At 63.4% G+C, this 24559-nt stretch carries 19 protein-coding genes and 5 tRNA genes; 15 read left to right on the plus strand and 9 right to left on the minus strand.

The window, feature by feature from the left end; all coding sequences use genetic code 11:
- Nucleotides 1–9 precede the first annotated feature (9 nt).
- Complete coding sequence (locus tag HU772_RS07270) at nt 10–966, minus strand: LysR family transcriptional regulator (protein WP_186662513.1); 957 nt, start codon at nt 964–966, stop codon at nt 10–12.
- 116 nt (nt 967–1082) lie between these two features.
- On the opposite strand from HU772_RS07270, the gene HU772_RS07275 reads away from it, so the two are divergent.
- Nucleotides 1083–1832 carry a sulfite exporter TauE/SafE family protein gene (locus HU772_RS07275; RefSeq protein WP_186662514.1) on the plus strand — a complete coding sequence of 250 codons (750 nt, stop codon included), beginning with the start codon at nt 1083–1085 and terminating at the stop codon, nt 1830–1832.
- A gap of 38 nt (nt 1833–1870) precedes the next feature.
- On the opposite strand, the gene HU772_RS07280 is transcribed toward HU772_RS07275, so the two are convergent.
- Nucleotides 1871–2722 (minus strand): LysR substrate-binding domain-containing protein, encoded by an 852-nt coding sequence (locus HU772_RS07280; RefSeq protein ID WP_186662515.1) that lies wholly within the window; start codon nt 2720–2722, stop codon nt 1871–1873.
- A 96-nt stretch (nt 2723–2818) separates the two neighbouring features.
- Here HU772_RS07280 and HU772_RS07285 point away from each other — a divergent pair, with 96 nt between their 5' ends.
- Both HU772_RS07285 and HU772_RS07290 read left to right on the plus strand, forming a co-directional pair.
- Nucleotides 2819–3037, plus strand: coding sequence for a DUF1127 domain-containing protein (locus HU772_RS07285; RefSeq protein ID WP_028691731.1), 219 nt, complete (start codon nt 2819–2821; stop codon nt 3035–3037).
- 89 nt (nt 3038–3126) lie between these two features.
- Nucleotides 3127–4395 carry a winged helix-turn-helix domain-containing protein gene (locus HU772_RS07290; protein ID WP_186662527.1) on the plus strand — a complete coding sequence of 423 codons (1269 nt, stop codon included), beginning with the start codon at nt 3127–3129 and terminating at the stop codon, nt 4393–4395.
- On the opposite strand, the gene HU772_RS07295 is transcribed toward HU772_RS07290, so the two are convergent.
- Nucleotides 4376–5722, minus strand: a complete 1347-nt coding sequence (locus HU772_RS07295; RefSeq protein ID WP_186662516.1) for a class II 3-deoxy-7-phosphoheptulonate synthase — start codon at nt 5720–5722, stop codon at nt 4376–4378. The two genes, HU772_RS07290 and HU772_RS07295, sit on opposite strands and share 20 nt — an antisense overlap.
- A 117-nt stretch (nt 5723–5839) precedes the next feature.
- Between HU772_RS07295 and HU772_RS07300 the strand changes: the two genes are divergently transcribed.
- Nucleotides 5840–6595: a spermidine synthase gene (locus HU772_RS07300; protein WP_186662517.1), complete on the plus strand. Its 756-nt coding sequence runs from the start codon at nt 5840–5842 to the stop codon at nt 6593–6595.
- A gap of 432 nt (nt 6596–7027) precedes the next feature.
- Nucleotides 7028–8704 carry a DEAD/DEAH box helicase gene (locus HU772_RS07305; protein WP_186662518.1) on the plus strand — a complete coding sequence of 559 codons (1677 nt, stop codon included), beginning with the start codon at nt 7028–7030 and terminating at the stop codon, nt 8702–8704.
- 112 nt (nt 8705–8816) lie between these two features.
- On the opposite strand, the gene HU772_RS07310 is transcribed toward HU772_RS07305, so the two are convergent.
- Nucleotides 8817–9569, minus strand: a complete 753-nt coding sequence (locus tag HU772_RS07310; RefSeq protein WP_186662519.1) for a DODA-type extradiol aromatic ring-opening family dioxygenase — start codon at nt 9567–9569, stop codon at nt 8817–8819.
- Nucleotides 9570–9668: 99 nt separating this feature from the next.
- On the opposite strand from HU772_RS07310, the gene HU772_RS07315 reads away from it, so the two are divergent.
- The gene (locus HU772_RS07315; protein WP_186662520.1) at nt 9669–10319 is read left to right on the plus strand and encodes a thiopurine S-methyltransferase; all 651 of its coding nucleotides are present in this window, start codon (nt 9669–9671) and stop codon (nt 10317–10319) included.
- Between the two features lie 188 nt (nt 10320–10507).
- Here the strand turns inward: HU772_RS07315 and htpX are convergent, their stop codons facing one another.
- Together htpX and HU772_RS07325 are read right to left on the minus strand one after the other, a co-directional pair.
- A complete protein-coding gene (gene htpX / locus HU772_RS07320; RefSeq protein ID WP_134693086.1) occupies nt 10508–11395 on the minus strand; it encodes a protease HtpX in 888 nt (295 codons plus the stop codon).
- Nucleotides 11396–11632: 237 nt separating this feature from the next.
- Entirely contained in the window at nt 11633–12844 is a 1212-nt protein-coding gene (locus HU772_RS07325) for a pyridoxal phosphate-dependent aminotransferase (RefSeq protein WP_186662521.1), read from the minus strand.
- 167 nt (nt 12845–13011) lie between these two features.
- On the opposite strand from HU772_RS07325, the gene msrB reads away from it, so the two are divergent.
- Nucleotides 13012–13407: a peptide-methionine (R)-S-oxide reductase MsrB gene (msrB, locus tag HU772_RS07330; RefSeq protein WP_134693088.1), complete on the plus strand. Its 396-nt coding sequence runs from the start codon at nt 13012–13014 to the stop codon at nt 13405–13407.
- Nucleotides 13408–13420: 13 nt separating this feature from the next.
- Nucleotides 13421–13909 carry a glutathione peroxidase gene (locus HU772_RS07335; RefSeq protein WP_186662522.1) on the plus strand — a complete coding sequence of 163 codons (489 nt, stop codon included), beginning with the start codon at nt 13421–13423 and terminating at the stop codon, nt 13907–13909.
- Here the strand turns inward: HU772_RS07335 and HU772_RS07340 are convergent.
- On the minus strand, nt 13899–16253 hold the full coding sequence (locus HU772_RS07340) for a response regulator (protein WP_186662523.1): 2355 nt from the start codon (nt 16251–16253) through the stop codon (nt 13899–13901). The genes HU772_RS07335 and HU772_RS07340 overlap by 11 nt on opposite strands.
- A gap of 156 nt (nt 16254–16409) precedes the next feature.
- Here HU772_RS07340 and HU772_RS07345 point away from each other — a divergent pair, with 156 nt between their 5' ends.
- Entirely contained in the window at nt 16410–17297 is an 888-nt protein-coding gene (locus HU772_RS07345; protein ID WP_186662524.1) for an ATP-binding protein, read from the plus strand.
- Nucleotides 17298–17780, plus strand: coding sequence for a GAF domain-containing protein (locus HU772_RS07350; RefSeq protein WP_186662525.1), 483 nt, complete (start codon nt 17298–17300; stop codon nt 17778–17780).
- 76 nt (nt 17781–17856) lie between these two features.
- Here HU772_RS07350 and HU772_RS07355 read toward each other — a convergent pair whose 3' ends face one another.
- Nucleotides 17857–18624, minus strand: coding sequence for a hypothetical protein (locus HU772_RS07355; RefSeq protein WP_186662526.1), 768 nt, complete (start codon nt 18622–18624; stop codon nt 17857–17859).
- Between the two features lie 371 nt (nt 18625–18995).
- Between HU772_RS07355 and HU772_RS07360 the strand changes: the two genes are divergently transcribed.
- From HU772_RS07360 to HU772_RS07380, 5 genes are all read left to right on the plus strand, one after another.
- Nucleotides 18996–19071, plus strand: a tRNA-Glu gene (locus tag HU772_RS07360).
- Nucleotides 19072–19075: 4 nt separating this feature from the next.
- Nucleotides 19076–19151, plus strand: a tRNA-Gly gene (locus HU772_RS07365).
- A gap of 92 nt (nt 19152–19243) precedes the next feature.
- Nucleotides 19244–19319 (plus strand) — tRNA-Glu (locus HU772_RS07370).
- A gap of 5 nt (nt 19320–19324) precedes the next feature.
- A tRNA-Gly gene (locus tag HU772_RS07375) sits at nt 19325–19400 on the plus strand.
- Nucleotides 19401–19481: 81 nt separating this feature from the next.
- Nucleotides 19482–19557 (plus strand) — tRNA-Gly (locus HU772_RS07380).
- Nucleotides 19558–19632: 75 nt separating this feature from the next.
- Here the strand turns inward: HU772_RS07380 and HU772_RS07385 are convergent.
- Nucleotides 19633–24546: an RHS repeat domain-containing protein gene (locus HU772_RS07385; protein WP_217858762.1), complete on the minus strand. Its 4914-nt coding sequence runs from the start codon at nt 24544–24546 to the stop codon at nt 19633–19635.
- Nucleotides 24547–24559: the final 13 nt, after the last annotated feature.

Below are 24559 nucleotides of genomic sequence, written 5' to 3' on the forward strand. Positions count from 1 at the left end.
TTGGTGCGCTCACTGCCAGCGCAGCTCGCTTCTCAGGGCCAGGTCCCAGGGGGGCACCGGGCTGAATCGGCTCTTGAGGAATTCGAGCAGCAAGCGGCTGCGAGAGTTCGTTTCATGTTCCAGACGCAGGGCATAAATACCGCTGGTTTCGGGCTCCGGCAGGCCGTTTTGGCAAAACAGGGGGAGCAATTCGCCGCGCAGCAGGTAGTCGCTGATCAGCCAGGTGGGCAGGTGGGCCACGCCCAGCCCGGCCAGGGCGCCGAACAGCAAGGTCTCGGCATTGTTAGCGGCCATGCGCATGCGCGCGGGGCGGTACAGCCGGGCCTGGCCGTCGACGTTGAAGCGCCAGGCAAAGGGCGGCGCCAGGCCATCCCAATCGAGGCCGTCGTGGTCGGGTAGTTCACTGGGGCAGGCCGGCACCCCGCGGCTGGCCAGGTAGGCGGGGCTGGCGCAGGCAATGCGCACCATGTAGGCCAAGGGCGTGGCCACCAGCCGGGTGTCGGCCAGAGGGCCGGCGCGCAGCACTAGGTCGACTTCGCCCAGGTGGCTGCCGTGCAGGTCGACGAAACTGTCGATCAGGCGCAGTTGCACATCGAGCCCGGGGTAGGCCACCAGGAAGTCGGCGATGGCCGGAGCCAGGTGGCGGCGGCCGAAGGCCGCGGGGGCATCGATGCGAATCAGCCCTTCGGGGGCGTTGCTCAACGACACCGCCTCGGCCCGGGCCAGGCGCAGCTCTTCGATGATGCGCCGGGCCCGCTCGGCGAAGGCCTTGCCGGCCGGCGTCGGGCGTACGGCGTGGGTGCTGCGTGAGAACAGGCGGCTGCCGACGGCGCTTTCCAGGCTGTCGATGCGCCGGGCCACGGCGGACGGGGTCAGCGGGTGGCGACGGGCGGCGGCGGAAAAACTGCCGGTTTCCAGCACATCGAGAAACAGGCTCAGTTGTTCGGTGAGGATATCGGGGCTCATGGGGGCTTTGCTTATGCAGAATACGCACAGCCATTGTGCGCTGCTGTGCGTTTCCCCGCCAGCCGCGACTGGGTAGCATGCCGCTCATTCTCTGAAAGCAGGCGGATGAGGCCCGGATGATCGAGTGGTTGATGTACATCGTATTGGGAGCGGCGCTGGGCACCCTGGGCGGCCTGTTCGGCATTGGTGGCGGCTTGATCGCGATTCCGGCGTTGGGGGTGCTGTTCGGCCTCGACCAGCAGTTGGCCCAGGGCACCGCGCTGGTGATGGTGGTGCCCAATGTGCTGTTGGCGCTGTGGCGTTATCACCAGCGCAATCGCATTGAGTTGCGCCACGCCGTGCCGTTGTCGCTGTGCAGCTTCGTGTTCGCCTGGCTGGGGGCGATCTGGGCTGTCGGGATCGATGCGCAGTCGATGCGCCTGTACTTCGTCGGTTTTCTGGTGGTCCTGGCGGTGTGGAACGTGGCACGGATGTTCCTGCCGGTGAGGCCGCCGAGCAACCAGCTGCGCTATCCGTGGCCATGGTTGGGCGTATTGGGCAGCTTTGCCGGGACCATGGGCGGGCTGTTCGGCGTGGGCGGGGCGGTGGTGGCCACGCCGATATTGACCTCGGTGTTCGGCACGACCCAGGTCGTGGCCCAGGGGCTGTCGCTGGCGCTGGCGGCGCCGAGCACCCTGGTGACGCTGTTGACCTATGGGCTGCACCAGAGTGTTGTCTGGAGTGTCGGTATCCCCCTGGCAATCGGTGGTTTGCTCAGCATCAGTTGGGGCGTGAAGCTGGCGCATGCGTTGCCTGAGAAGGTGCTGCGGGCAATGTTCTGCGGGTTCCTGGTGGTGTGCGCGCTGATGCTCGGGTTCGAGCTGTAGCCTGCAAGGGCCGCAAGGCGGCCCCTGGATCCCACCTGTCATTTGAACCCTTCGACGATGTATTCGGCCATGCAATCGGTGATGGGCGAATGCTGCTGGTCGTTGCGCAGCAGCATCACATTGGCCATGTGCAACTGCGGCAAACCATCCTCTTCGCCGAGGATGCGCAGTTGCCCACCGATCAGGCTCTGCAACTGCGCGGTCACCGCCAGGCCGGCGGTGACGATGGCGAAGATCGCCGCCAGGCTCGGGCTGGTGTAGGCGATGCGGTATTCGATGCCCTGGCGCTCCAGGGCATTGCAGGTCCAGCCCCGGCAGAAACAGTCGGTGTTGAACAGCGCCAGCGGCATCGGGCGTTGCTCCTGGGGGCAGAAGCCCTCGGCCGCGGCCCACACCAGGCGCTCTTGGCGCAACAGTTGGCCGACCTCGTTGCCCGGTTCGCGGGTGACGATGGTCAGGTCCAGGTCCTGGCGCAGCATCAGTTGCTTGGACGAGTCGCAGTGCACCTCGACATGGATCAACGGGTAGGCCTGGGCAAAGCGGGTAAGGATGCTCGGCAGGTAGCGCATGGCGTAGTCGTCCGGCGTGCCGATGCGCACCACCCCGACCATGTGCGGCATGCGCAGGGTGTTGAACACTTCGCCATGCAGCTTGAGGATGCGCCGGGCATAGCCGAGCAACACCTGGCCCTCGGCGGTCAGGCGCACCTGGCGGCCGTCGCGCTCGAACAGCTGGCGCTGGAGGATGTCTTCTTCCAGGCGTTTCATCTGCATGCTGACTGCCGACTGGGTGCGGTTGACCACCTCGCCGGCACGGGTGAAGCCGCCTTGCTCGGCGATGGCGACGAAGGTGCGCAGCACCTCGGCGTCGAGGCTCTGATACTGGGACATGGCATCAATCTCCTAGATGCACGGCATCAGAAACATTCGTTGGATTGATCTTAGGCCCAGGCAGAGACTGGAGCCATCCACAAGGAGGGCGTCATGATGAAAGGTCATTTCAACGTAGCTCACCAGCCTGGGTCTACCCTCGGCCACCTGTTGCACGATGCCGGCGGGCGGCTGCTGCGCTGGTACGAGCTGCACCGCCAGCGCGACGAACTGGCGCGCTTGAGCGATGCCACGCTGCACGACCTGGGGTTGTCGCGGGCCGATATCCAGCAGGAGGCCGATCGGCATTTCTGGGAGGATCCGTTGCGCAAGTAGGCAGGTGAAGGCTGTGCTGGGTTCTTCGCGGGCAAGCCCGCTGCCACAGGGCCATGGTGCTTGTGGGAGCGGGCTTGCCCGCGAATGCTATGGTGCAGACACCAGAAGGCTTGCAGAACCACTGTGAGGTACCTCCATTGCCCCTCGAACTGTCTATTCGCCAGGCCCGCCGTCTGGCCCTGTCTGCCCAGGGCTTCGGCAAGTCGCTCGGCGGCCCGGCGACTCTCGCCAGCCTCACCCGTATGTTCCAGCGCCTGGGCGTGGTGCAGATCGACTCGGTCAATGCCTTGGTGCGCTCCCACTACCTACCGCTGTTCTCGCGCCTGGGCGACTACCCGCAGGACCTGCTCGACCAGCTCGCCTGGGGACAGCGTCGCCAGCGCCGATTATTCGAGTATTGGGGCCATGAAGCATCGCTGCTGCCACTGGCGCTGTACCCGCTGATGCGCTGGCGCATGGCCCACGCCGCCGATGGCAAGGGCATCTACCGGCAACTGGCCGAATTCGGCCGCGAGCGGCGCGAGGTGATCGAGCGAGTGCTGGCGGCGGTGCGCGAGCAGGGCGCACTGGGCGCGGGCAGCCTGTCCACCCGCGAGGAGCGCGCCGGCCCCTGGTGGGACTGGAGCGAAGAAAAGCATGCGCTGGAATGGCTGTTCGCCGCCGGCGAGGTCACCGTGGCCGGGCGTCGCGGGTTCGAGCGCCTGTACGACCTGCCCGAGCGGGTGTTGCCGGTGACTATCCTCAAACAGGCCCAGCCCAGCGAGGCCGAAGCGCACCAGGGCTTGCTGCTGCATGCCGCCGGCGCCCTGGGCGTGGCCACCGAACAGGATCTGCGCGACTACTTTCGCCTCTCGCCGCAGCAGAGCAAGGCCGCCGTGGCCGTATTGGTCGAGGACGGGCGCCTGCAGGCCTGCACCGTGCAGGGCTGGAAACAACCTGCCTATGTCGCGGGCGTGCCAAGGATTCCCCGGCGTATCGAAGCCAGCGCCTTGCTCTCGCCGTTCGATTCGCTGGTCTGGGCGCGCGAGCGTACCGAGCGTCTGTTCGATTTTCGCTACCGCCTGGAGATCTACACCCCGGCGCACAAGCGCGTATACGGCTACTACGTGCTGCCGTTCCTGTACCAGGAGCGCATTGCCGCGCGCCTGGACCTGCGCGCCGAACGCGCCCAGGGTCGGCTGGCGGTGCATGCGGTACATGAGGAGGCGCAGGGGCTGGATGAAGCGGGCTATCAGGCGCTGGCCGCGAACCTGTGGCGCCTGGCGGGCTGGCTGGGGCTGGCGCAGGTTCAGCTCAACTGCCCCCGTGCCGAGGGCAGCCGGCTGCGTCAGGCCTTGCTCAGCGGCGTACCTGCTTGAGGGTTTCGGCGATCAGGAAAGCCAGTTCCAGCGATTGATCGGCGTTCATGCGCGGATCGCAATGGGTGTGGTAACGGTCGGACAGGCCGTCCTCGGTGATCGGCCGGGCGCCGCCGATGCATTCGGTGACGTTCTGCCCGGTCATCTCGATATGGATGCCGCCGGCATGGCTGCCCTCGGCCTGGTGCACCTGGAAGAACTGCTTGACCTCGTCGAGGATCTGCGCGAAATCGCGGGTCTTGTAGCCGCTGCTGGCCTTGATGGTATTGCCGTGCATCGGGTCGGAGCTCCACAGCACCCGGCGGCCCTCGCGTTCGACGGTGCGGATCAGCCCGGGCAGGTGGTCGCCGACCTTGCTGGCGCCCATGCGCACGATCAGGTTGAGGCGGCCTGGGTCGTTGTCCGGGTTGAGCACGTCGATCAGGCGGATCAGTTCCTCGGGGTCCATGCTTGGGCCGACCTTGACCCCGATCGGGTTGTGCACCCCGCGCAGGAACTCGACATGGGCACCGTCCAGCTGGCGGGTGCGGTCGCCGATCCACAGCATGTGCGCCGAGCAGTCGTAATAGTCGCCGGTGAGGCTGTCACGGCGCACGAAGGCTTCTTCGTAGTTCAGCAGCAACGCCTCGTGGGCGGTGAAGAAGCTGGTCTCGCGCAGTTGCGGCGCGCTGTCCAGGCCGCAGGCGCGCATGAACGCCAGGGTCTCGTCGATGCGGTTGGCCAACTGATGGTACTTGTCGGCCAGGGCCGAGTTGGCGATGAAGTCCAGGTTCCACTTGTGTACCTGGTGCAGGTCGGCAAAGCCGCCCTGGGCGAAGGCGCGCAGCAGGTTGAGGCTGGCGGTGGCCTGGTGGTAGGCCTGCAGCAGGCGCTCGGGGTCGGGCACGCGGCTGGCGGCGTCGAAACCGATACCGTTGACGATGTCGCCGCGGTAGGCGGGCAGGGTGATGTCGCCTATGGTTTCGTCGTTGGCCGAGCGCGGCTTGGCGAACTGGCCGGCCATACGCCCGACCTTGACCACCGGGCAGCCGGCGGCGAAGGTCATGACGATGGCCATCTGCAGCAGCACCTTGAAGGTGTCGCGGATCTTCGCCGCGGAAAACTCGGCGAAGCTCTCGGCGCAGTCGCCGCCCTGGAGCAGGAACGCGCGGCCCTGGGTGACCTCGGCGAACTGCCGGCGCAGTTCGCGGGCCTCGCCGGCGAACACCAGTGGTGGGTAGCTGGCCAAGGTCTGCTCGACCTTGAGCAGATGCGCGGCATCGGGGTAGGTCGGTTGCTGCTGGATCGGCAGGGCGCGCCAGCTGTCAGGGCTCCAGGGTCGGGTCATCACGGGCTCTATCTATAGTGTCGGTTCGGGCGTGTTGGCCATGGTAACGCTGGCGGCCTGCTTGTTGCACCACTGGCATTGGCGGACAATGCGCGTTTTGCGCAGGCGGTGGTGAGGATGGCGACGGAGCGGGAAGAGCGGCTGCTGGCACGGGTAGAGGATGCCTTTGGCGTCATCAGCGTGTACGAGGTGGAAGATTACCGCTTCCTCGAGTTTGGCGACGCCATCGAGCAGAGCTGCACGTTCATCGCCGATCCCAGCTGGCTGGAATACGACTACACCCGTGCCATGCTGGTCGGCGCGCTGTGCCATGAGCAGCCCGAGAGCGCGTTGTTCCTGGGCTTGGGCGCCGGAACCCTGACCCAAGCCTGCCTGAAGTTTCTGCCGCTGGAGGATGTCGAGGCCATCGAGTTGCGTGCGGACGTGCCGCGCCTGGCCATGGAGTTCATGGGGCTGGACGATGACCCGCGCCTTTATGTACGGGTGGGCGATGCCCTCGAACTGCTGCCCACGTCGGAAAAGGCCGACCTGCTGTTCGTCGACCTGTATACCGATCATGGTCCTGGAGTCGGGCACCTGGCCTGGGGGTTCCTGGAAAACTGCCAGAAGCAGCTTAATCCCGGTGGTTGGCTGGTGATCAACCAGTGGGCGGGGGATGATGGCCGGCCGTTGGGCGCGGCGCTGCTGCGCGGCCTGTATCACCGGCATTACTGGGAACTGCCGGTGAAGGAGGGCAACGTGATCCTGCTGGTGCCGGCTGATCTCGAGCAAACCCTGGATATCGACGGGCTGCGGGCCCGGGCCGAAGCCTTGGCGCCCCGGCTGGGGTATTCGCTGGAGTACCTGATCAAAGAGGTTCGTCCGGCGACCTGAGCGGGTATCGGTGTTGTCTTCTTCGCGGGCAAGCCCGCTCCCACAGCCGAGTTGCTGCCAATGGAAACGACTCGATACCTGTGGGAGCGGGCTTGCCCGCGAAGAGGGCGCCGCGAATATTACGGGAAACGTTTCAGCCGCCTTCAGGCATTCGCCGACTACGCCCCTTTTGCCCTGAAATATTTCTCACGGTTTTTGCCGAATTCGGGTATAGTACGCGCCGGTCTTTTAGCGGACCTCAAAATCAGGTGGTGCAAATCCTCCGAATCCAGCTTCGGCTGCATGTCCGCTAGGCGGACCCTCTCACACGTTTCTTTTTCAATCGTTTTCGCAAATCCCCGCCGCCAAAGCTGCCTGGGTGACCTTCTGGTCTTTCAAGGCATGTGCAGCTTTGGAGCATGGGTCTTTGCGGATGCACCTAGAGGCAGACCCATGACCCAGGAAACCGGCGGATTCGCCGCTCTCGAACTCAATCCGAACATCGTTGCTGCCGTCCTGGCCACCGGCTATGAAGAGCCGTCGGCCATCCAGCAACAGTCGATCCCGATCATCCTCGCCGGTCACGACATGATCGGCCAGGCGCAGACTGGCACCGGCAAGACCGCTGCCTTCGCCCTGCCGATCCTCAACAAGATCGACGTGAGCAAGCGCGAACCGCAAGCCCTGATCCTGGCGCCAACCCGTGAGTTGGCGCTGCAAGTAGCCACCGCTTTCGAAACCTACGCCAAGCAGATGCCAGGCGTTAACGTGGTGGCCGTGTACGGTGGTGCCCCGATGGGCCCACAGCTGCGTGCCATTCGCAATGGCGCCCAGATCGTTGTCGCCACCCCGGGCCGCCTGTGCGACCACCTGCGTCGTGACGAGAAAGTCCTGTCCACCGTTCAGTACCTGGTACTCGACGAAGCGGACGAAATGCTCAAGCTCGGCTTCATGGACGACCTGGAAGTGATCTTCAAGGCCATCCCCGAGTCGCGCCAGACCGTGCTGTTCTCCGCCACCCTGCCGTCGTCGATCCGTTCGATCGCCGAGCGTCACCTGCGCGAGCCCAAGCACGTCAAGATCCAGAGCAAGACCCAGACCGTCACCGCGATCGACCAGGCCCACCTGATGGTCCACGCCGACCAGAAGATCCCGGCCGTGCTGCGCCTGCTGGAGGTCGAGGAGTTCGACGCGCTGATCGCCTTCGTGCGTACCAAGCAAGCCACCCTGGACCTGGCCGCCGCCCTGGAAGCCAAGGGCTACAAGGCTGCCGCGCTGAACGGCGACATCGCCCAGAACCAGCGTGAGCGAGTGATCGACTCGCTCAAGGATGGTCGCCTGGACATCGTCGTCGCCACCGACGTCGCCGCCCGTGGCCTGGACGTACCGCGCATCACCCACGTGTTCAACGTCGACATGCCGTACGATCCGGAGTCCTACGTGCACCGTATCGGCCGTACCGGCCGTGCCGGTCGCGAAGGCCGCGCACTGCTGCTGGTCACCCCGCGTGAGCGCCGCATGCTGCAGGTCATCGAGCGCGTTACCGGGCAGAAGGTCGCCGAGGCCCGCCTGCCGAACGCCCAGGCCGTGCTCGATGCACGCATCAAGAAGCTGACCAACAGCCTGGCGCCGCTGGTGGCCGAGTCCGAGGCCAGCCACGGTGAGCTGTTCGACCGCCTGACCGCCGACCTGGGCTGCACCCCGCGTGCCCTGGCCGCGGCCCTGCTGCGCAAGGCCACCAACGGCCAGGCGCTGGACCTGGCGACCGTCGAGCGCGAGCAGCCGCTGGTGCCGACCTACACCCCGCGTGAGCGTGGTGAGCGTACCGAACGCGGTGAGCGCCCTGAGCGTGGTGATCGCGAGCGTCGTGCGCCAATGCCGCTGGCCGAAGGCCGCGTGCGTTGCCGTACCGCCCTGGGTGCCCGTGATGGTATCGCTGCCAAGAACCTGCTGGGCGCGATCCTCAACGAGGGTGGTCTGGCGCGTGATGCCATCGGTCGTATCCAGGTGCGTGACAGCTTCAGTCTGATCGAGCTGCCGGAAGACGGCCTCGAGCGTCTGCTGTCCAAGCTCAAGGACACCCGCGTGGCCGGCAAGCAGCTGAAGCTGCGTCGCTACCGCGAGGACTGATCCTGGCGCTGCAATGAAAAATCCCCGGCCCTGGCCGGGGATTTTTTTGCCTGCGCCAGACGTGGGTCTGACGCGTTACCTGTGGGAGCGGGTTCACCCGCGAAGAGTCCCGTCAGTCGAACCTATAGATATCCATCCCCAGCGCCCCCAGCGTGAACCCCTGATGCACGATGCCAAACCGTGCCCCGGCCCCCATGGCAAAGAACAAGGGCAGCAAATGCTCGTCACTGGGGTGGTTGCGTACCGCGTTCGGCGCCTGCCGGCGATAGTCCAGCAGCGCTTGCTCGTCCCCCGCCTCCAGTCGTTCCACCACCCAGTCGCGAAACGCCAGTGCCCAGGGTTCGACCGCATCCGGCCCGGCATGCCAGTCCAGTTCGCCCAGGTTGTGGGTGATGCTGCCCGAGCCGAGCAGCAGGATGCCTTCCTCGCGTAGTGTCGACAGTGCCTGGCCAACCTTCAGCTGCAGGGCGGGGCCGGCCTGGCTGGGCAGCGACACCTGAATCACCGGGATGTTGGCTTCTGGATACATCAGTGACAGCGGCACCCAGGCGCCGTGGTCGAACGGCCGCTGCGTATCCAGCCGCGCGCCCAGGCGCTCGGCGACCTGTCGGGCCAGTTCCGGCGCGCCGGGCGCAGGGTACTGCACGGCATACAGGGCCGGCGGAAAACCGTGGAAGTCGTGCCAGGTCTGTGGCTGTGGGTTGCCCATTACCAGCAGCTCGCGGCTTTCCCAGTGCGCCGACACCACCACGATCGCCTTGGGGCGGGGTAGGGCGCGGGCCAGCCCGGCCAGTGCCGGGCCGCTGGCGCCGGGTTGCAGGGCAAGCATGGGGGAGCCGTGGGAAATGAACAGGCTGGGCAGCATGGCGGGATCCTGAGGGGTAAGATGCCCCATCTTCGGTCAGCCAAAGATCGAGATCCAATATAAGTTTTCATAGGCTTTTATCGAAAAACCGGAGGAATCATGGAGCCAGCGTTCTGGCACAAGCGGTGGGCGGATAACCAGATCGGCTTTCATCAGCCCCAGGTGAACCCGTACCTGCAGGCGCACTGGCCGATGTTGGGGCTGGCACCTGGCGCGCGGGTGCTGGTGCCTTTGTGCGGCAAGAGCCTGGACATGCTCTGGCTGGCCGCGCAGGGGTATCAGGTGTTGGGGGTGGAGCTGTCGCGGCGCGCGGTGGAGGACTTCTTCACCGAGCATGGGTTGCAGGTGCAGGTAACGCAGCACGGCGCGTTCGAGAGCTGGCGCAGTGATGAGGTGCAGATCTGGTGTGGGGACATATTCGCCTTGCGTGCCGAGGACCTTGCCGATTGCACGGGGATCTATGACCGCGCGGCCTTGATTGCGCTGCCGCCTGAAATGCGCGAGCGGTACATGGCGCTGCTGGGTGAAACATTGCCGATGGCGTGTCGTGGCGTGCTGGTGACCCTGGATTACGACCAGGCATTGATCGACGGGCCGCCGTTCTCGGTGGCGGATGTCGAAGTGCGGGCAGGGTTTGGTAGTTGGCAGGTCGATGAAGTCGAAGTGCGGGAAATTCTTGGTGAGAGCCCGAAGTTTCTGAAGGCGGGCGTTGCAAGTCTGGTAGAGCGAGTCTATCGGCTACGACGCTGAGCTGGCTTTTACCCTGTAGGAGCGGTCTTGTGCCGCGAAAGGGCTGCGTAGCAGCCCCTGCGATTTTGCATGATGCCAAGACCTGGGGCCGCTGCGCAGCCCTTTCGCGGTACAAGGCCGCTCCTACAAGTGGGCGGCATGGGCAAAAAAAGGGCGACCGAAGTCGCCCTTTTTCGTTGCTGCCGGAATCAACCGCGACGGCGCAGTGCGTCGATACGGTCTTCCAGCGGCGGGTGGCTCATCAGCAGGCCGGCCAGCCCGTGCTTGAGGCCACCATTGATGCCGAAGGCCTTCATGGTGTCGGGCATGTGCACCGGCAGGCCTTGCTCGGAGCGCAGGCGCTGCAGGGCGCCGATCATCGCGTTGGTGCCGGCCAGGTGGGCGCCGGCTTCGTCGGCGCGGAACTCGCGGCGACGCGAGTACCACATGACGATGATGCTAGCGAGAATGCCCAGCACCAGCTCGGCAACGATGGTCGCGACGAAGTAGGCGATGCCGTGGCCTTCTTCGTTCTTGAAGATCACCCGGTCGACAAAGTTGCCGATGATGCGGGCGAAGAACATCACGAAGGTGTTCACCACGCCCTGCACCAGCGCCATGGTGACCATGTCACCGTTGGCCACGTGGCCGATCTCGTGGGCCAGTACCGCGCGCACCTCGTCGGGCGAGAAGCGCTCGAGCAGGCCCTGGGACACCGCGACCAGGGCGTCGTTGCGGTTCCAGCCGGTGGCGAAGGCGTTGGCCTCGTAGGCCGGGAAGATACCCACCTCGGGCATCTTGATGCCGGCTTCGCGGGACAGCTCCTCGACGGTCTGCAGCAGCCACTGCTCGTGGCGGGTGCGGGGCTGGCTGATGATCTGGGTGCCAGTGGTCATCTTCGCCATCCACTTGGAGATGAACAGCGAGACCAGCGAACCCGCAAAACCGAACACGGCGCAGAAGACCAGCAGCTGGCTGAGGTTGAGGTCAACCCCGTTGGCTGCCATGAACCCGTTGAAGCCGAACAGGCTCAGGGTAATGCTTGCAACCAGCACCACCGCGAGGTTGGTGGCTACAAACAACAGAATGCGCATCATGGTTGTTACGTTCTCCTGACGGATGAGTTCGTTGCGTACTGCGGGGTATATAAGGGGGAGGCCGCGCCGATTCAACCGGGCGACTATTTCAAACTGTGTACGGCGGAGTATGGCAGAGGATGCCGGGGGTGCCGTGGGATAGAGCGTTGCAGGATGTAAGGGGTTCGCGCTGCATCGCGGGTAAACCCGCTCCCACAGGTCTTGTGGGCGCTGGTTTACCCGCGAAGAGGGCGGTACTTACTGCGAATAGGTGCGCAGGAAGTTGCCAATCCGGCCGATGGCCTGCTCCAGGTCGTCCACCCGTGGCAGGGTCACCACGCGGAAGTGGTCCGGCCATGGCCAGTTGAACGCCGTGCCCTGGACGATCAGCAGCTTCTCCGACAGCAGCAGGTCGAGGGCGAACTTCTCGTCGTTGAGGATCGGGCAGACCTTCGGGTCGATGCGCGGGAAGGCGTACAGTGCCCCCATCGGTTTCACGCAGCTGACCCCGGGGATGTCGTTGAGCAGCTCGTAGGTGCGGTTGCGCTGCTCCAGCAGGCGGCCCGGCGGCAGCACCAGGTCGTTGATGCTCTGGTAGCCGCCCAGGGCGGTCTGGATCGCGTGTTGGGCCGGCACGTTGGCGCACAGGCGCATGTTGGCCAGCATGTCGATGCCTTCGATGTAGCTCTGGGCGTGGTGCTTGGGCCCGGAGATGATCAGCCAGCCGGAGCGGAAGCCCGCCACCCGGTACGACTTGGACAGGCCGTTGAAGGTCAGGCACAGCAGGTCGGGGGCCAGCGATGCGGTGCTGATGTGCACGGCCTCGTCGTAGAGGATCTTGTCGTAGATCTCGTCGGAGAACACCACCAGGTTGTGCTGGCGCGCCAGCTCCAGCATGCCTTGCAGCAGCTCGCGGGAGTACACCGCGCCGGTCGGGTTGTTCGGGTTGATGATCACCAGGGCCTTGGTGTTCGGGGTGATCTTGGCCTTGATGTCATCCAGGTCGGGGAACCAGTCGGCCTGCTCGTCGCACAGGTAGTGCACCGGCTTGCCGCCGGCCAGGCTCACGGCGGCGGTCCACAGCGGATAGTCGGGGGCCGGGATCAGCACTTCGTCGCCGTTGTTGAGCAGCGCCTGCATCGACATGACGATCAGCTCGGACACGCCGTTGCCGAGGTAGATGTCCTCGATGGTGACGCCTTCGATTGCCTTTTGCTGGCAGTACTGCATCACCGCCTTGCGCGCGCTGAACAGGCCCTTGGAGTCGCTGTAGCCCTGGGCGGTCGGCAGGTTGCGGATAACGTCCTGGAGGATCTCGTCCGGCGCCTCGAAACCAAACGGCGCTGGGTTGCCGATGTTCAGCTTGAGGATGCGGTGGCCTTCCTCTTCCAGGCGTTTGGCGTGCTTGAGCACTGGGCCGCGAATGTCGTAGCAGACATTGGCGAGCTTGTTCGATTTGCTGAACTGCATGATGAGATCCCGAGTGAGAATACGCGCCGCCCTCTATCGAAAGGTTTGAAAGGGCGGGAAGCGGGTGCCAGACTTGCTGCCTGGCACACGAAGCCAACTAATATACGTGCCACCCGCGCCAGGGAAAAGCCGGCGCGAGGTGAAATTCAGCCTGCCGAGGTCCCTCCATGCAAAAGATCGACAAAACCCTGGACGAATGGCGCGCCATGCTCGATCCCGCCCAGTACCAGGTGTGCCGCCTCAAGGGCACCGAGCGGCCGTTCAGCGGCAAGTACAACAGCGAACGGCGTGATGGCATCTACCACTGCATCTGCTGCGACCTGGCGCTGTTCGATGCCAAGGCCAAGTTCGATTCCGGTTGCGGCTGGCCGAGTTTCTATGAGCCTATCGAGGCCGCCGCGATGATCGAGATCCGTGACACTTCCCACGGCATGATCCGCACCGAGGTCACCTGCGCCCAGTGCGACGCCCACCTCGGCCATGTGTTCCCCGACGGCCCGCCACCGACCGGGCTGCGCTACTGCATCAACTCGGTGTGCCTGGATCTCAAACCCCGCGACTGACGGAGCGCCAACCATGGCCGATGCACTGCTGGACATCCCCTGTGTCACCCTGGGCGGCGAGCACAAGAAGCTCGGCGATTTCCCCGGCAAGGCGCTGCTGGTGGTCAACACCGCCAGCCAGTGCGGCTTCACCCCGCAGTACAAAGGCCTGGAGCGCCTGTGGCAGGCCTATCGCGACCAGGGCCTGGTGGTACTGGGCTTTCCCTGCAACCAGTTCGGCAAGCAGGAACCGGGTGATGCCCGCGAGATCGCACAGTTCTGCGAGAGCAATTTCGGCGTGAGCTTCCCGCTGTTTCGCAAGGTCGAGGTCAACGGCCCCGGCGCCCACCCGCTGTTCGCCGAGCTCAAGCGGCGCGCCCCGGGGCTGCTGGGCACGCAGAAGATCAAGTGGAATTTCACCAAGTTCCTGTTTGACCCACGCAGCGGCACGGTCACCCGCTTTGCCCCGACCACCAAGCCCGAGGCGCTGAAGTCGGCGATCGAGCCACTGCTCAAGCGCTGAGCGGCACCCAGTGATCGATCAGCGCCAGTAGTTCCTCGCGGCGAAACGGCTTGGCCAGGTAGTCGTTCATCCCCGCGGCGCGGCAGCGTTCGCGTTCCTCGGGCATGGCGTTGGCGGTCAGCGCGACGATCGGCAGCTCTGGCCAGCGTCCGCCCTGGCGGATGCGCCGGCTGGCCTCGTAGCCATCCATCACCGGCATGTTGCAGTCCATCAGTACCAGGTCGAAGTCCTCCTGCTCCAGGCATTCCAGGGCCTCCACGCCGTGGGCGGCGACCTGGACCTGGCAGCCGAGCTTGCCGAGCATGCCCTTGGCCACCAGTTGGTTCACCGGGTTGTCCTCTACCAGCAGCACCCGCGCGCGTAGCGCCTGCGACGTCGGCACCTCGTGGGGCAGGGGCGCGCTGGGCTCGCCCAGCAGGGTGCGGCGCAGCGTTTGGTACAGGGCATTGCGTGCCAGGGGGCGAGCCAGTTGTTGCAGCGGTGCCAATTGCGCGGCTTGCTCGCTGGGCAGGAAGTTACCGTAGGCCGTCACCAGCAGGATCGGCGCAAGAATGCCCGGGCGCAGGTCGAGCACGTGGTCGAGGTCATCGGTGATCAACAGGTCGACCGTGCTGCCGGCCAACTCGGCGGCGGAGTCATGCCGTGTGTAGTCCAGCCCCCAGCGTGGTAGCAGTTGCCCGAGCAGTTCGGCCAGGCCGCTGCCGGCGTTGCCCAGGGCCACGACGCGCCCGCTCAGCGGCGCCGGCGGGATGGCCTCGGTATGGGTGGGCAGCGGCAAATCGGCGCTGAAACGGCTGCCGAAGCCGGTTTCGGAGTGGATGTTCAGACGCCCCTGCATGGCCTTGCACAGGTTGCGCGTCAGGGCCAGGCCAAGGCCGGTGCCGCCGTACTGGCGGGTGATGCCGGCGCCGGCCTGGGTGAAGGGCTGGAAGATCCGCGCCTGGGCTTCCTCGGGAATGCCGATGCCGGTGTCGCACACTTCCAGGCGCACGCCGCCGACGATGCTCGACAGGCGCACGTCGACGCGGCCAAAGCGGGTGAACTTGAGGGCGTTGGACAGTAGGTTGCTGACGATCTGGCGGACCCGGGTCGGGTCGCCGAGTACCGTGCTTGGGAAGTCCGGGGCGATCAGGCAGGTCAGTTCGACGCTGGGCGCGGCATTCTGCGACAGCAGGTTGGCGGTGTCCTCGACCATCGCGCCGAGGTCGAACGGAATACGCTCGAGCTCCAGCTGCCCGGCATCGAACTTGGACAGGTCGAGGATATCGTTGAGCAGTTCCACCAGTACCTTGCCCGAGTCGTGGGCAATCGACAGTTGCTGGCGCTGTTCGGCGGCCAGGCCGCTGTCCAGGGCCAGGGCGATCATGCCGAGCATGCCGTTGAGCGGGGTGCGGATCTCGTGGCTCATGTTGGCCAGGAACGCCGCCCGTGCCTGGGCCATGTCCAGGGCGCGCTGGCGGGCCTCGTCCAGCTCCTGGTTGGACAGGCTCAGGCGGCTGTTGCTGGCCTTGAGCTCGTCGGTGCGCGCCGAGACGATATCTTCCAGCTCGTTGAGGTACTGGGTCAGGCGGTTCTCGGCGGTACGCCGCTGCTGGATTTCGGTGGCCATGCTGACGAACTGCTGGTTGGCTACCCGCACCAATACGCCGATCTCGTCGTTCTCGTGGCCCTTGGGGCAGTCGACGCGGGTTTGCCGGGGCGTGCGCGCGTCGTTGCCGCTCAATGCGGCGATCACCGTCACCAGGGGTTTGGTCAGCATCAGGTAGAACAGCGCCAGGAGGATGCCGGTGAGTACCAGGCTGCGGGCAAAGCCGTTGACCAGGGTCACTCCGGCGCGGTCGAGGAAGCGGCCGCCGAAGGCGTAGGTGTCGACGTCCAGGTACAGGGTGCCAAGGTAGTCCTTGGGCATGTGGGCCAGGAACAGGCGATCCTGGAACTGGCGCTGCTCGCCGAACAGAAAGTCCGACAGCGGCCGGTAGCGGCTTTGCAGGCGCGGGCGCTGCACATCGGCCAGCACCGTATCGTTGTTGTCGATCAGTTGCGCGCGCAGCACCGCCGGTGATTTCAGCAACCCGCCAGTCAGTTCCTGGGCCAGCTCGGTATCGATGTTGTAGGCGATGCGCGAGGCCGTGTCGTGGCTGATCTTCATCAACGCCTGAATTTCACGGTTGATGGACGCGTCTTCGCTGGCATAATCGATGCCGATCTGGATGAGACTGAGCAATGTTCCCAGGATGAAGCCGACCAGGACTGTCAACCGGGCTTGCTTGTATGACAGGCGATTGGTGAACTTGATATCCATGGGTCCCAAGCCGGTTACTTGCTCCGTGCGCTGCGCAAGCATAGCCGATCAGCCCTGGCTGCTGGCGGGTCTGTCGAACATTCAGCTTTTGCCCGTGCTGGCCCCTTCGCGGGTAAACCCGCTCCCACAGGGGGAGATCAACCCTGTGAGAGCAGAAGGGGCCGCAACGGTACCGAATCTGATTTGCTAGGAGCCATCATGGACGCTCGCTTCACCGCTTTTCTCGACCGCGCCGAATCCGTTCTCGCCCGTCTCGAACCCTTATTGCCCGCGCAACGCCCGAACATCGACTGGGGCCATACCCTGGCTGCTCGCTGGCAGCGCGATGGCCGCAGCGGCTACCTGATGCCGCTGGAAGTCAGCCTGGATATTCGCCTGTCCGACCTGATCGGCGTCGACCAGCAGCGTGACCAGCTGGGCCGCAACACTCACCAGTTCATCAGCGGCATGCCGGCCAACCACGCCCTGCTGTGGGGCTCACGCGGCACCGGCAAGTCGTCGCTGGTGCGCGCGCTGCTGGCCGAACATGCCGGCCAGGGCCTGCGCCTGATCGAAATCGAACGCGACCACCTGGCCGACCTGCCGCGCGTGGTCGAGCAGCTGCAAAAGCTCGAGCAGCGCTTCATCCTGTTCTGTGACGACCTGTCGTTCGAGGCCGGGGAGGGCGACTACCGGGTGCTCAAGAGTGTGCTCGATGGTTCGCTGGAACAGGCGCCGGACAACGTCCTGCTGTACGCCACCTCCAACCGCCGCCACCTGGTGCCGGAGAAACAGAGCGACAACGAAAACTGGAAGATGGTCGATGGCGAACTGCACCCCAACGAAGCGGTGGAGGACAAGATTGCCCTGTCCGACCGTTTCGGCCTGTGGCTGTCGTTCTATCCGTTCTCCCAGGAGCACTTCCTCAACGTGGTCGAGCATTGGATCGGCCAGTTGGCGCGCCCCGCCGGGCTGCGCTGGCAGCGTAACGAAGAACTCGACATCCTCGCCGTGCGCTGGGCCACCGGCCGCGGCAACCGTAATGGCCGCTGTGCCTATCAGTTCGCCCGCTACTGGGTCGGGCTGCAATTGCTGGAGCAGAAGTAAATGATCGACCTCAATGCCAGTGGCAAGGGCCTCGATGGCTACGACTTGCTGGCCGCGCAAGTGCAGGCGCTGTTTGCCGACGAGCGCGACTTCATCGCCAATGCCGCGCAGTTCTCGGCGTTCCTGTTCAACCAGGTCGAGGACCTGAACTGGGCGGGGTTCTACCTCAACCGTAACGAAGAACTGGTGCTCGGCCCGTTCCAGGGCCAGGTGGCGTGCGTGCGCATTCCGTTTGGCCGGGGCGTGTGCGGCGCCGCCGCGGCGACCCGTGAAACCCAGCGAGTCGAGGATGTGCATGCGTTTCCCGGGCATATTGCCTGTGACAGCGCCTCCAATAGCGAGCTGGTGATTCCGCTGGTGAAGGGCGGCCGGCTGATTGGCGTGCTTGACCTGGACAGCCCGAAGTTGGCGCGCTTCAGCGAGGCCGATCAGGCGGGGTTGGAGCGGTTGGTCGAGGTGTTTCTCGAGTTGACCGATTGCTGAAATGAAGAAGGGGCCTGCGAAGGCCCCTTTCTTTATAGGGCTTGTAAAGCGGCCCCAGAACCTGTCAGGTAACGGATCAGTCGTAGATCACCTTCTTCTTCCAGGTCTCGTCCTCGTCGGTCTTCAGACCCTGGGTCAACGCGTTCTGGTCGTTCTCTGCCGGCTCCATCTGGTCCAGCACCTGGGCGTTGGCCCGGTTCAGCAGTTTCTCCAGATAGGTCAGCTGTTCTTCATACTGCTTGGGCTCAGGCTGCTTGCGCAGGTACTGCACGCCGCGCTCGAAGGCCAGGCGCGCCTGGCCTGGCTGGTTCTGTTGCAGCGCCTGCTGGCCCAGGTTATTGAAGAACTCGATGTGCAGCAGCACCAGGATATGGCGAATCTCCTTGACCCAGTACTTGCCTTCGTTGGTGGCCAGGAAGCCCTCCTGGGTGGCACGCACGATCTGGTTGTGCAGCAGTTCCAGCAGGAAGCGCACATCCTTGGCCTTGGCTTCGGTCTGGATCGGCGAGGGCGGGTTGTTCACCGGGATGCGCTCGGCCTGGCTGATCAATCCCTCGAGCTCGGCAATGCGTGCCTTGAGGTCGCCACTGTGCTTGTCCAATGCCAGCTGGCGCTGGTTGAGGTTCAGTTCCAGGCGGGTCAGCAGCAGCTTGAGCGCCGGGGTCATGAACTGGCCGGGGAAGGTTTCGGTGATCTCGCCACAGCGGCGCAGGCGATCGGCCAGTTCGACTTTCAAGCGGGCGCGTTCGAGCTTGCTGTTCTCGACCACGTTGTTGAGGTAGCCGATCACGATCAGTAATGCGATGCCCGCCACGATAAGCAGGGTGATCAGAAGTGGTGTCACCGTTAACGCCTCATGAAGAAGTTTTGCATCTGGTAAAGAGTGTAGTGAGTTCACCCTGGGGCGAACAGTGCAGCCCGGCGGATCTGCTCGGCCTTGTTTCTATGTCGGCCACCCTGCGCAGATCTAGAGGTGGTGGCACATGGCTATGAGCTTGCCGAGGCCGTGTCAGAAAATCAACGCCAATCCCCGGATGCATCCTGCACTACCCCCTGTGGCAACGGGAAGTCATTGATTTAAATAAATTTCTACAAAGGGGTTGACGACCCTGCAAGGCATCCATAGAATGCGCGCCACTTGCAGCGTAAAGCTCACAGCGAAACGCGGCAGGGAGTGAAAGCAAGCAGCACCTTAATGGGTAATGCGAGCAGTGTGTCCCCTTCGTCTAGTGGCCTAGGACACCGCCCTTTCACGGCGGTAACAGGGGTTCGAGTCCCCTAGGGGACGCCATATTGCGGGAATAGCTCAGTTGGTAGAGCACGACCTTGCCAAGGTCGGGGTCGCGAGTTCGAGTCTCGTTTCCCGCTCCAGTTTCTCCGGCACTGCTTCGGCAGGGCAGGAAAAGAAAATCCAGGCTGAATCGTGAGGTTCATGTGCTGGTGCGCTGCAAAGCGTCGGCTTAGTCCCCTTCGTCTAGTGGCCTAGGACACCGCCCTTTCACGGCGGTAACAGGGGTTCGAGTCCCCTAGGGGACGCCATATTTGCGGGAATAGCTCAGTTGGTAGAGCACGACCTTGCCAAGGTCGGGGTCGCGAGTTCGAGTCTCGTTTCCCGCTCCAGTTTCAACGCATCGTTTTCGACGGTGCAGGTGGTGAAGGTCGTCAAGATGCTTCACACCACATGCGGTAACGCTTCACCCTGCGGGAATAGCTCAGTTGGTAGAGCACGACCTTGCCAAGGTCGGGGTCGCGAGTTCGAGTCTCGTTTCCCGCTCCAAATAAAAAACGCCACTTCGTTTGAAGTGGCGTTTTTTTTTGAGCAACAGATCATTGTCCGTGAGCAAAAACTGGCTTATTCCCTGATATCTGTAGGCTTTGGTCTTTCAGCTTGACCAGTGCGTTGAATAGCCAGGCCTACGATGTTGTCAGAGAGTGCCAGCGCCATGGACACGTAACCAACTACCTCGGCCGCCTTGGCCAAGCCGGGATCCTGGGTGAAGTTGGCAGCTGTTTCCACCACGAATGAAGTGGTCTGTACAATGGCCCCCGCTGCAGCCATGCCCGCTATCACGAGTTGCGGTGCCACTGAAGTTACTACAGCCGCGACTGCCGCTAGTGCCGCCGTTGCCCCTGCAACGGTCCCGGCGCTCACCGCTGCGCTGACGCCGGCAACAGTGCTTGTAGCCGCTGCTACTATTGCAGGTGCCGCCGCACCAAGCGTCACGATGGCCGCAACAATGGACAGAGCCGTGAAAAGTATTCCTACACCGAGCGCTATCCATACTCCGTTCCTGCCTTGTTGTTGTTGGCGCATCCAAATTTGCTCGGGAGTAAGTTCCAATCCCCTCTCCCCTCGTTTGGCCAATCCTCGTTCATCGCGCTCTGCCAGGCCGCGGGAGGCCCTCCCGGTCGGGTCGCTGAAGGTAATGGGGTTGCCCTGGCAATAGGCGTAGCAATTGATACCGCCATTGCCGAATGGGCTTAGTGTATCCGGGCTCTGGAAGCGCATCAGTTCGGGATTATAGGCGCGGTGGCCACGACCGAGCAGGTACCAGCCACTGTCGGGGTCAAGGTATTCGCCGTTGAAACCCAGCAGGCTGGCCAGGGCACCGAAGCGCTGGCCGTAGGCGCTGTAGCCTGGATTGCGGTCGGCAGGCTGAGGGCTGTCAGCAATCACGCTGCCGCTGGCGGTGCAACTGAACATCCGAGTCGCTGCGCCAGCACCCGCTTGCTGCTGACCCAGTGGCAGGTCCCCGGCATGCAGCAGATGTGTCTGGGTTTCGCCACGAATGGCCATCCGCAGGCGGTTTTTTTCGAAGTACAGCAAGGTGTCGTCGGTGTTCTCGGCCTGTTTCGTGCGTATCAGGTGGCCGTGGGCATCATAGTGATAGGTAGCAGCTGCGCTTTTCGCTGTTTTGCTCACTTGTACCAGGCGCTTTTCACTGTCGTAGTTCATCGACCGACCTTTTTCGTCGTTGAGCTGGCAGCCATTGGCGTCATAGTCGAACCGCCCGGGAGTGTCGGGCCTGGCGGGTGAGTAAATAACCCGGCTCAGTTGGCAGGGGTCCTCTCCTTCGTACTTGAAGGTGGCGGTATGCTCTGTCTGATCCTTGAGCGTGGTCGTGCGCGAAAGAATGTTGTCCAGTTCATCGTAAGTGAATGCCTGTGCAATGTATTCCTGGTCCTGCTCATTTCTCGGCAGGTCGCGCCCCGAGCACAGGTGCGTCAGGAGGCGGCCACGCTCATCGTAGGTGAAATCCTCTTTCAGAAGGCTGGTTTTGCCTTCCTCCAGATGGCGCAGCTCAAGTAGATTCCCCAGGGCCCATTTCTGGGTGATCGAGCGTTCCGGTTGAGCGCCGCGTTTGAAGGTGCGCTTCTTTTCTCGGCCTTGATCGTCATAGGAGAAGGTGGTGGTGAGCTTTTCCTGGGTTTGCAAGTCCACCAGCTCTACGCGCTCCACCTGCCCGAGTGTGTCATAGTGAAAATTCGATTCCAGGTTGCCTTGTGTGGTCTTTTTCGGACGGCCATGTTCATCATAGGTGAACGTGCTGTCGGGGCCATTTTCGGTTTTTTGCCAGCACAGGCGGCCGTGTAGCGATATGCCCTGGCGGGTCGTGTAGAGCGGCTTGTCCCGGTCGTCGCTCCAGCGTTCCAAGGTAACGCGGTTGTTCCAGTCGTACTCGTAGGTGCGGGTACCGTGTTGATTAATGGCCTTCTCCAGGCGTGCGCTGGTTTTGTTGAACGTGAACTCGGCATCGCCTTCGGGAGCCTTGGCCAGCTTCGGGGCGTCGGTCAGCTGGAGGTCATAGTCGAAGCTGATTGTGTCGCCTTTCGCCGAAATGTGCCTGTCGGGTCGAGTCATGCCTGCCGGATAGAAAAGCTGCTCTGTTCGGCGACCTGTCGTTTTGCTTTCAAGGCGATCGAGGCCATCGAAAGTCTGGCTGCCGAGTGGACGATGAGTGCCGGAATTTCCGATGTGTATCGCGACAGGAAGCTCTTTGCGGGTATGTTCGGCATAATCGCGGGTCACCTGCGTGCCGTCGGCCAACGTCGTTTGGGTCACGCGATCCCAAGCGTCGAAATCGAAACGTATGGAGTGGAAGCGTTCGTCGGTTTGCAACTTGCAGTTGCCCAGTCCATCGTATTCGTAGTTCTGCTCGGCATAAGGGTCCCCGTTCGCCAGCAGGCGCTGGGTTTTGACGGGTTTGTCGAAGCCATTCAACCAGGATTCCTTTTTGCCGCTGATCGGGGCTACGCCATTTGCCATTACCCCTTGGCGCCAGGCTTTTTCAATATGTCCTTTGTGGGCCGTACTCCCGGTCGGCTCGATGAACCTGTGTTGCTGTACACCATCGGCGCCTGTCACGCAGCATTCCTCGCCCCAGCTGTTGTAGGCGAAGGTGCGTGTCAAGGGCAAGGCGATTGGAGGTGGGGTGGGGGCGCTTTCTGTTGGCATCTGCGGGAGGTAGTCGATCAGCGTTTCGCTGACCTTCTGGCCGAAGGTGTTATAGACGATGGAAACGGTTTCCATCGGCGTATCCGGTTTGTTCTCGTCGATGTGGCTACGGCATTCGCGTACCGGCCTGCCCAGGCCATCCACATAGGTGGTGGTGATGACGCCGCGGACGTTGGTCATGATCTGCTTGGTTTCAGTGCTGTTTGCACCGCAGAGTGTGTAGTCGTAATGGCGTGTCGCTTTGAATTCATCTTCGTCCGGAGCGACGATCTCGTCCGTTACCCGGCGCAACTCATCGTACTGGGTAAGAATGCGTACGCCGTTGTTGTCTTCGAACAACACTGGCTCGCCGGTAAGCAGTGAATGGGTCAATGTCATGGTCTTCTGCCGCGACTCCTCCGGGCTGCCGTCCTCCTTGTGGTCCCACCCGGTCACGGTCTGGAAGGTCGTCAGCAGAGGCTCGTCATCGAGCAACTTGCGCTGCAGAAGCTTGATCCTGCGTTGCAGTGCCTTGACGTGCGCCGGGAGATCCACCGGTGCGCTGACACGCTTGCCCGGTGCTTCCTCGCAGTCATAGCAGTAGGCGGTGACGGTGGGCTTGCCGTTGAGGGTGACGGTTTCGGACTCTACCCTGCCATGGGTCTGGGACTGGGAGGGCGTATCGAAATAGGCGTAATCGGTCGCCTGCACCCCATCGCCCGATTCGGTCTCACTCAGCGACAGCACCTCGCGCTTGATCCGGTGCCAGGATTTTGGCCCGTTACCGGGCAGCGCAGCGGCCTTCTCGTAGCTGTAGTGCTGGTACAGCGTCGGCGCATCCTTGTGCGCGGCGGTAGGGTCGGGAATCCGTGCGGTGCGTTTCAGGCGTGGCGTGAAGTAGTTGGGGTCGCGCGGATCGGCGCCCTCGCCGCCGGTCGCATACCACTCGTAGGCCTTGGTCAGGCCAAGCACCGGCTTGTCGATGCGTGGATCGCCATGCACCTGAGCCTCGCTCTCCAGGTTGCCGTCTGGCTTGTACAGGCGGATGTCCCCTTCGAGGTAAGACATGCCGCTGTTGCGCTTCCAGGTGCGCGTGGTGATCCCCGGCAACTGGCAATAGGCGTGGTCCTCATGGAAATAACCGCCGTTGCTGTAATAAGCCGTTTCAGTCATTTCGGTGGAGGTGACTTGGGTCTTGGTATCGGTGTGGGTGGTCTCCTCGCGGGCCAGCAGGTGGAAACGGTTGTACTCGCGCTCGATCTTGTGCTCCTCGCCCTGCTTCGTGCGTGTCTCGGTCGAGCCGTAGGCGTAGGTGCCCACCGAACTGAACAAGTAGTCCAGGCCATAGTCCGGCTTGTTGTGGGTCAGGTTGGCACCCAGGAAGTTGTTGCCCGCCCTGTACCCATTGCCCTTGCTCAGCGCATAGGCATAGACAATGGTCAAGGTGTCGTGTTGCCCGCTGCTGGGCTTGATGACATGCTGCAAGACCCGGGGCAGGTAACCGCCCCCGGCTTTCTCGGGCACGCGATGATGATTGCTGGCAACGCGGCTGTGGGTGATGACCTCATTGGCGCCGATGGGCGTATCCACTTCCTTGATGACGTGTAATTTTTCGATCTCCTCATACTGGTAACGCCAGGACGCCGCCTCCGTGGTGGGCAGCACCACGCGGCTCACGCGCTTGAGGTTGTCCAGCTGCAGGTGGTAGCTGGCCTTGGCGTTGCCACTGTCGTTGGGGTTGAGGTGGATGTCGAGGCCATCGGTCTGGCGGTCGATCCGCAGCACGACCTTGTCGTTGTGATCCTTGATCAGCGCCAGGCGGGGGTGAATCTTGTTGTCTTTGTCCCTGAACTGCAGGTATTCAAGCTTGAGCACGTGGCCTTTGTCGCCATAGACCTCTTGCGGCAGGGCCAGATCACTGCCGGGCTGCTTGACCAGGCGTTCTACCAGGCCCGAGCGGTGTACCAGGCGGTAGTTACCGCCACCCTCGTCGAAAAGCCGGAAGTCATCGATTTTCTGCTCGCGCATCAATAACCGGCTGCCCTCCGAGCCGGTGCGGCGGAAGCTGCCGCCGCTGTGCGCCGAGATGACCTGGGTGGCGGTGTCGTACTGCGACAGCTGCAGGTTCCAGCCGAGCCCGTAACCGGAGTCGAACGGGTTGAGGGGGCTGAAGAACAGCGCCAGGGGCAGGTCGGGGCCTTGCAGGGCATTGACCTTGGCCTCGAGCAGGCTGATGGAAACCGTGTACTGGCCCGTGCGCGGGTCGACACCGCCTTGCAGATAGCCCATGAAGTTGAAGGCGTTGGAATGCAAAGAAGTACTGGTGGACATAGGTCGAGGCTCC

It is taken from the genome of Pseudomonas xantholysinigenes (assembly GCF_014268885.2).
GTDB classification, from domain to species: Bacteria; Pseudomonadota; Gammaproteobacteria; order Pseudomonadales; family Pseudomonadaceae; genus Aquipseudomonas; species Aquipseudomonas xantholysinigenes.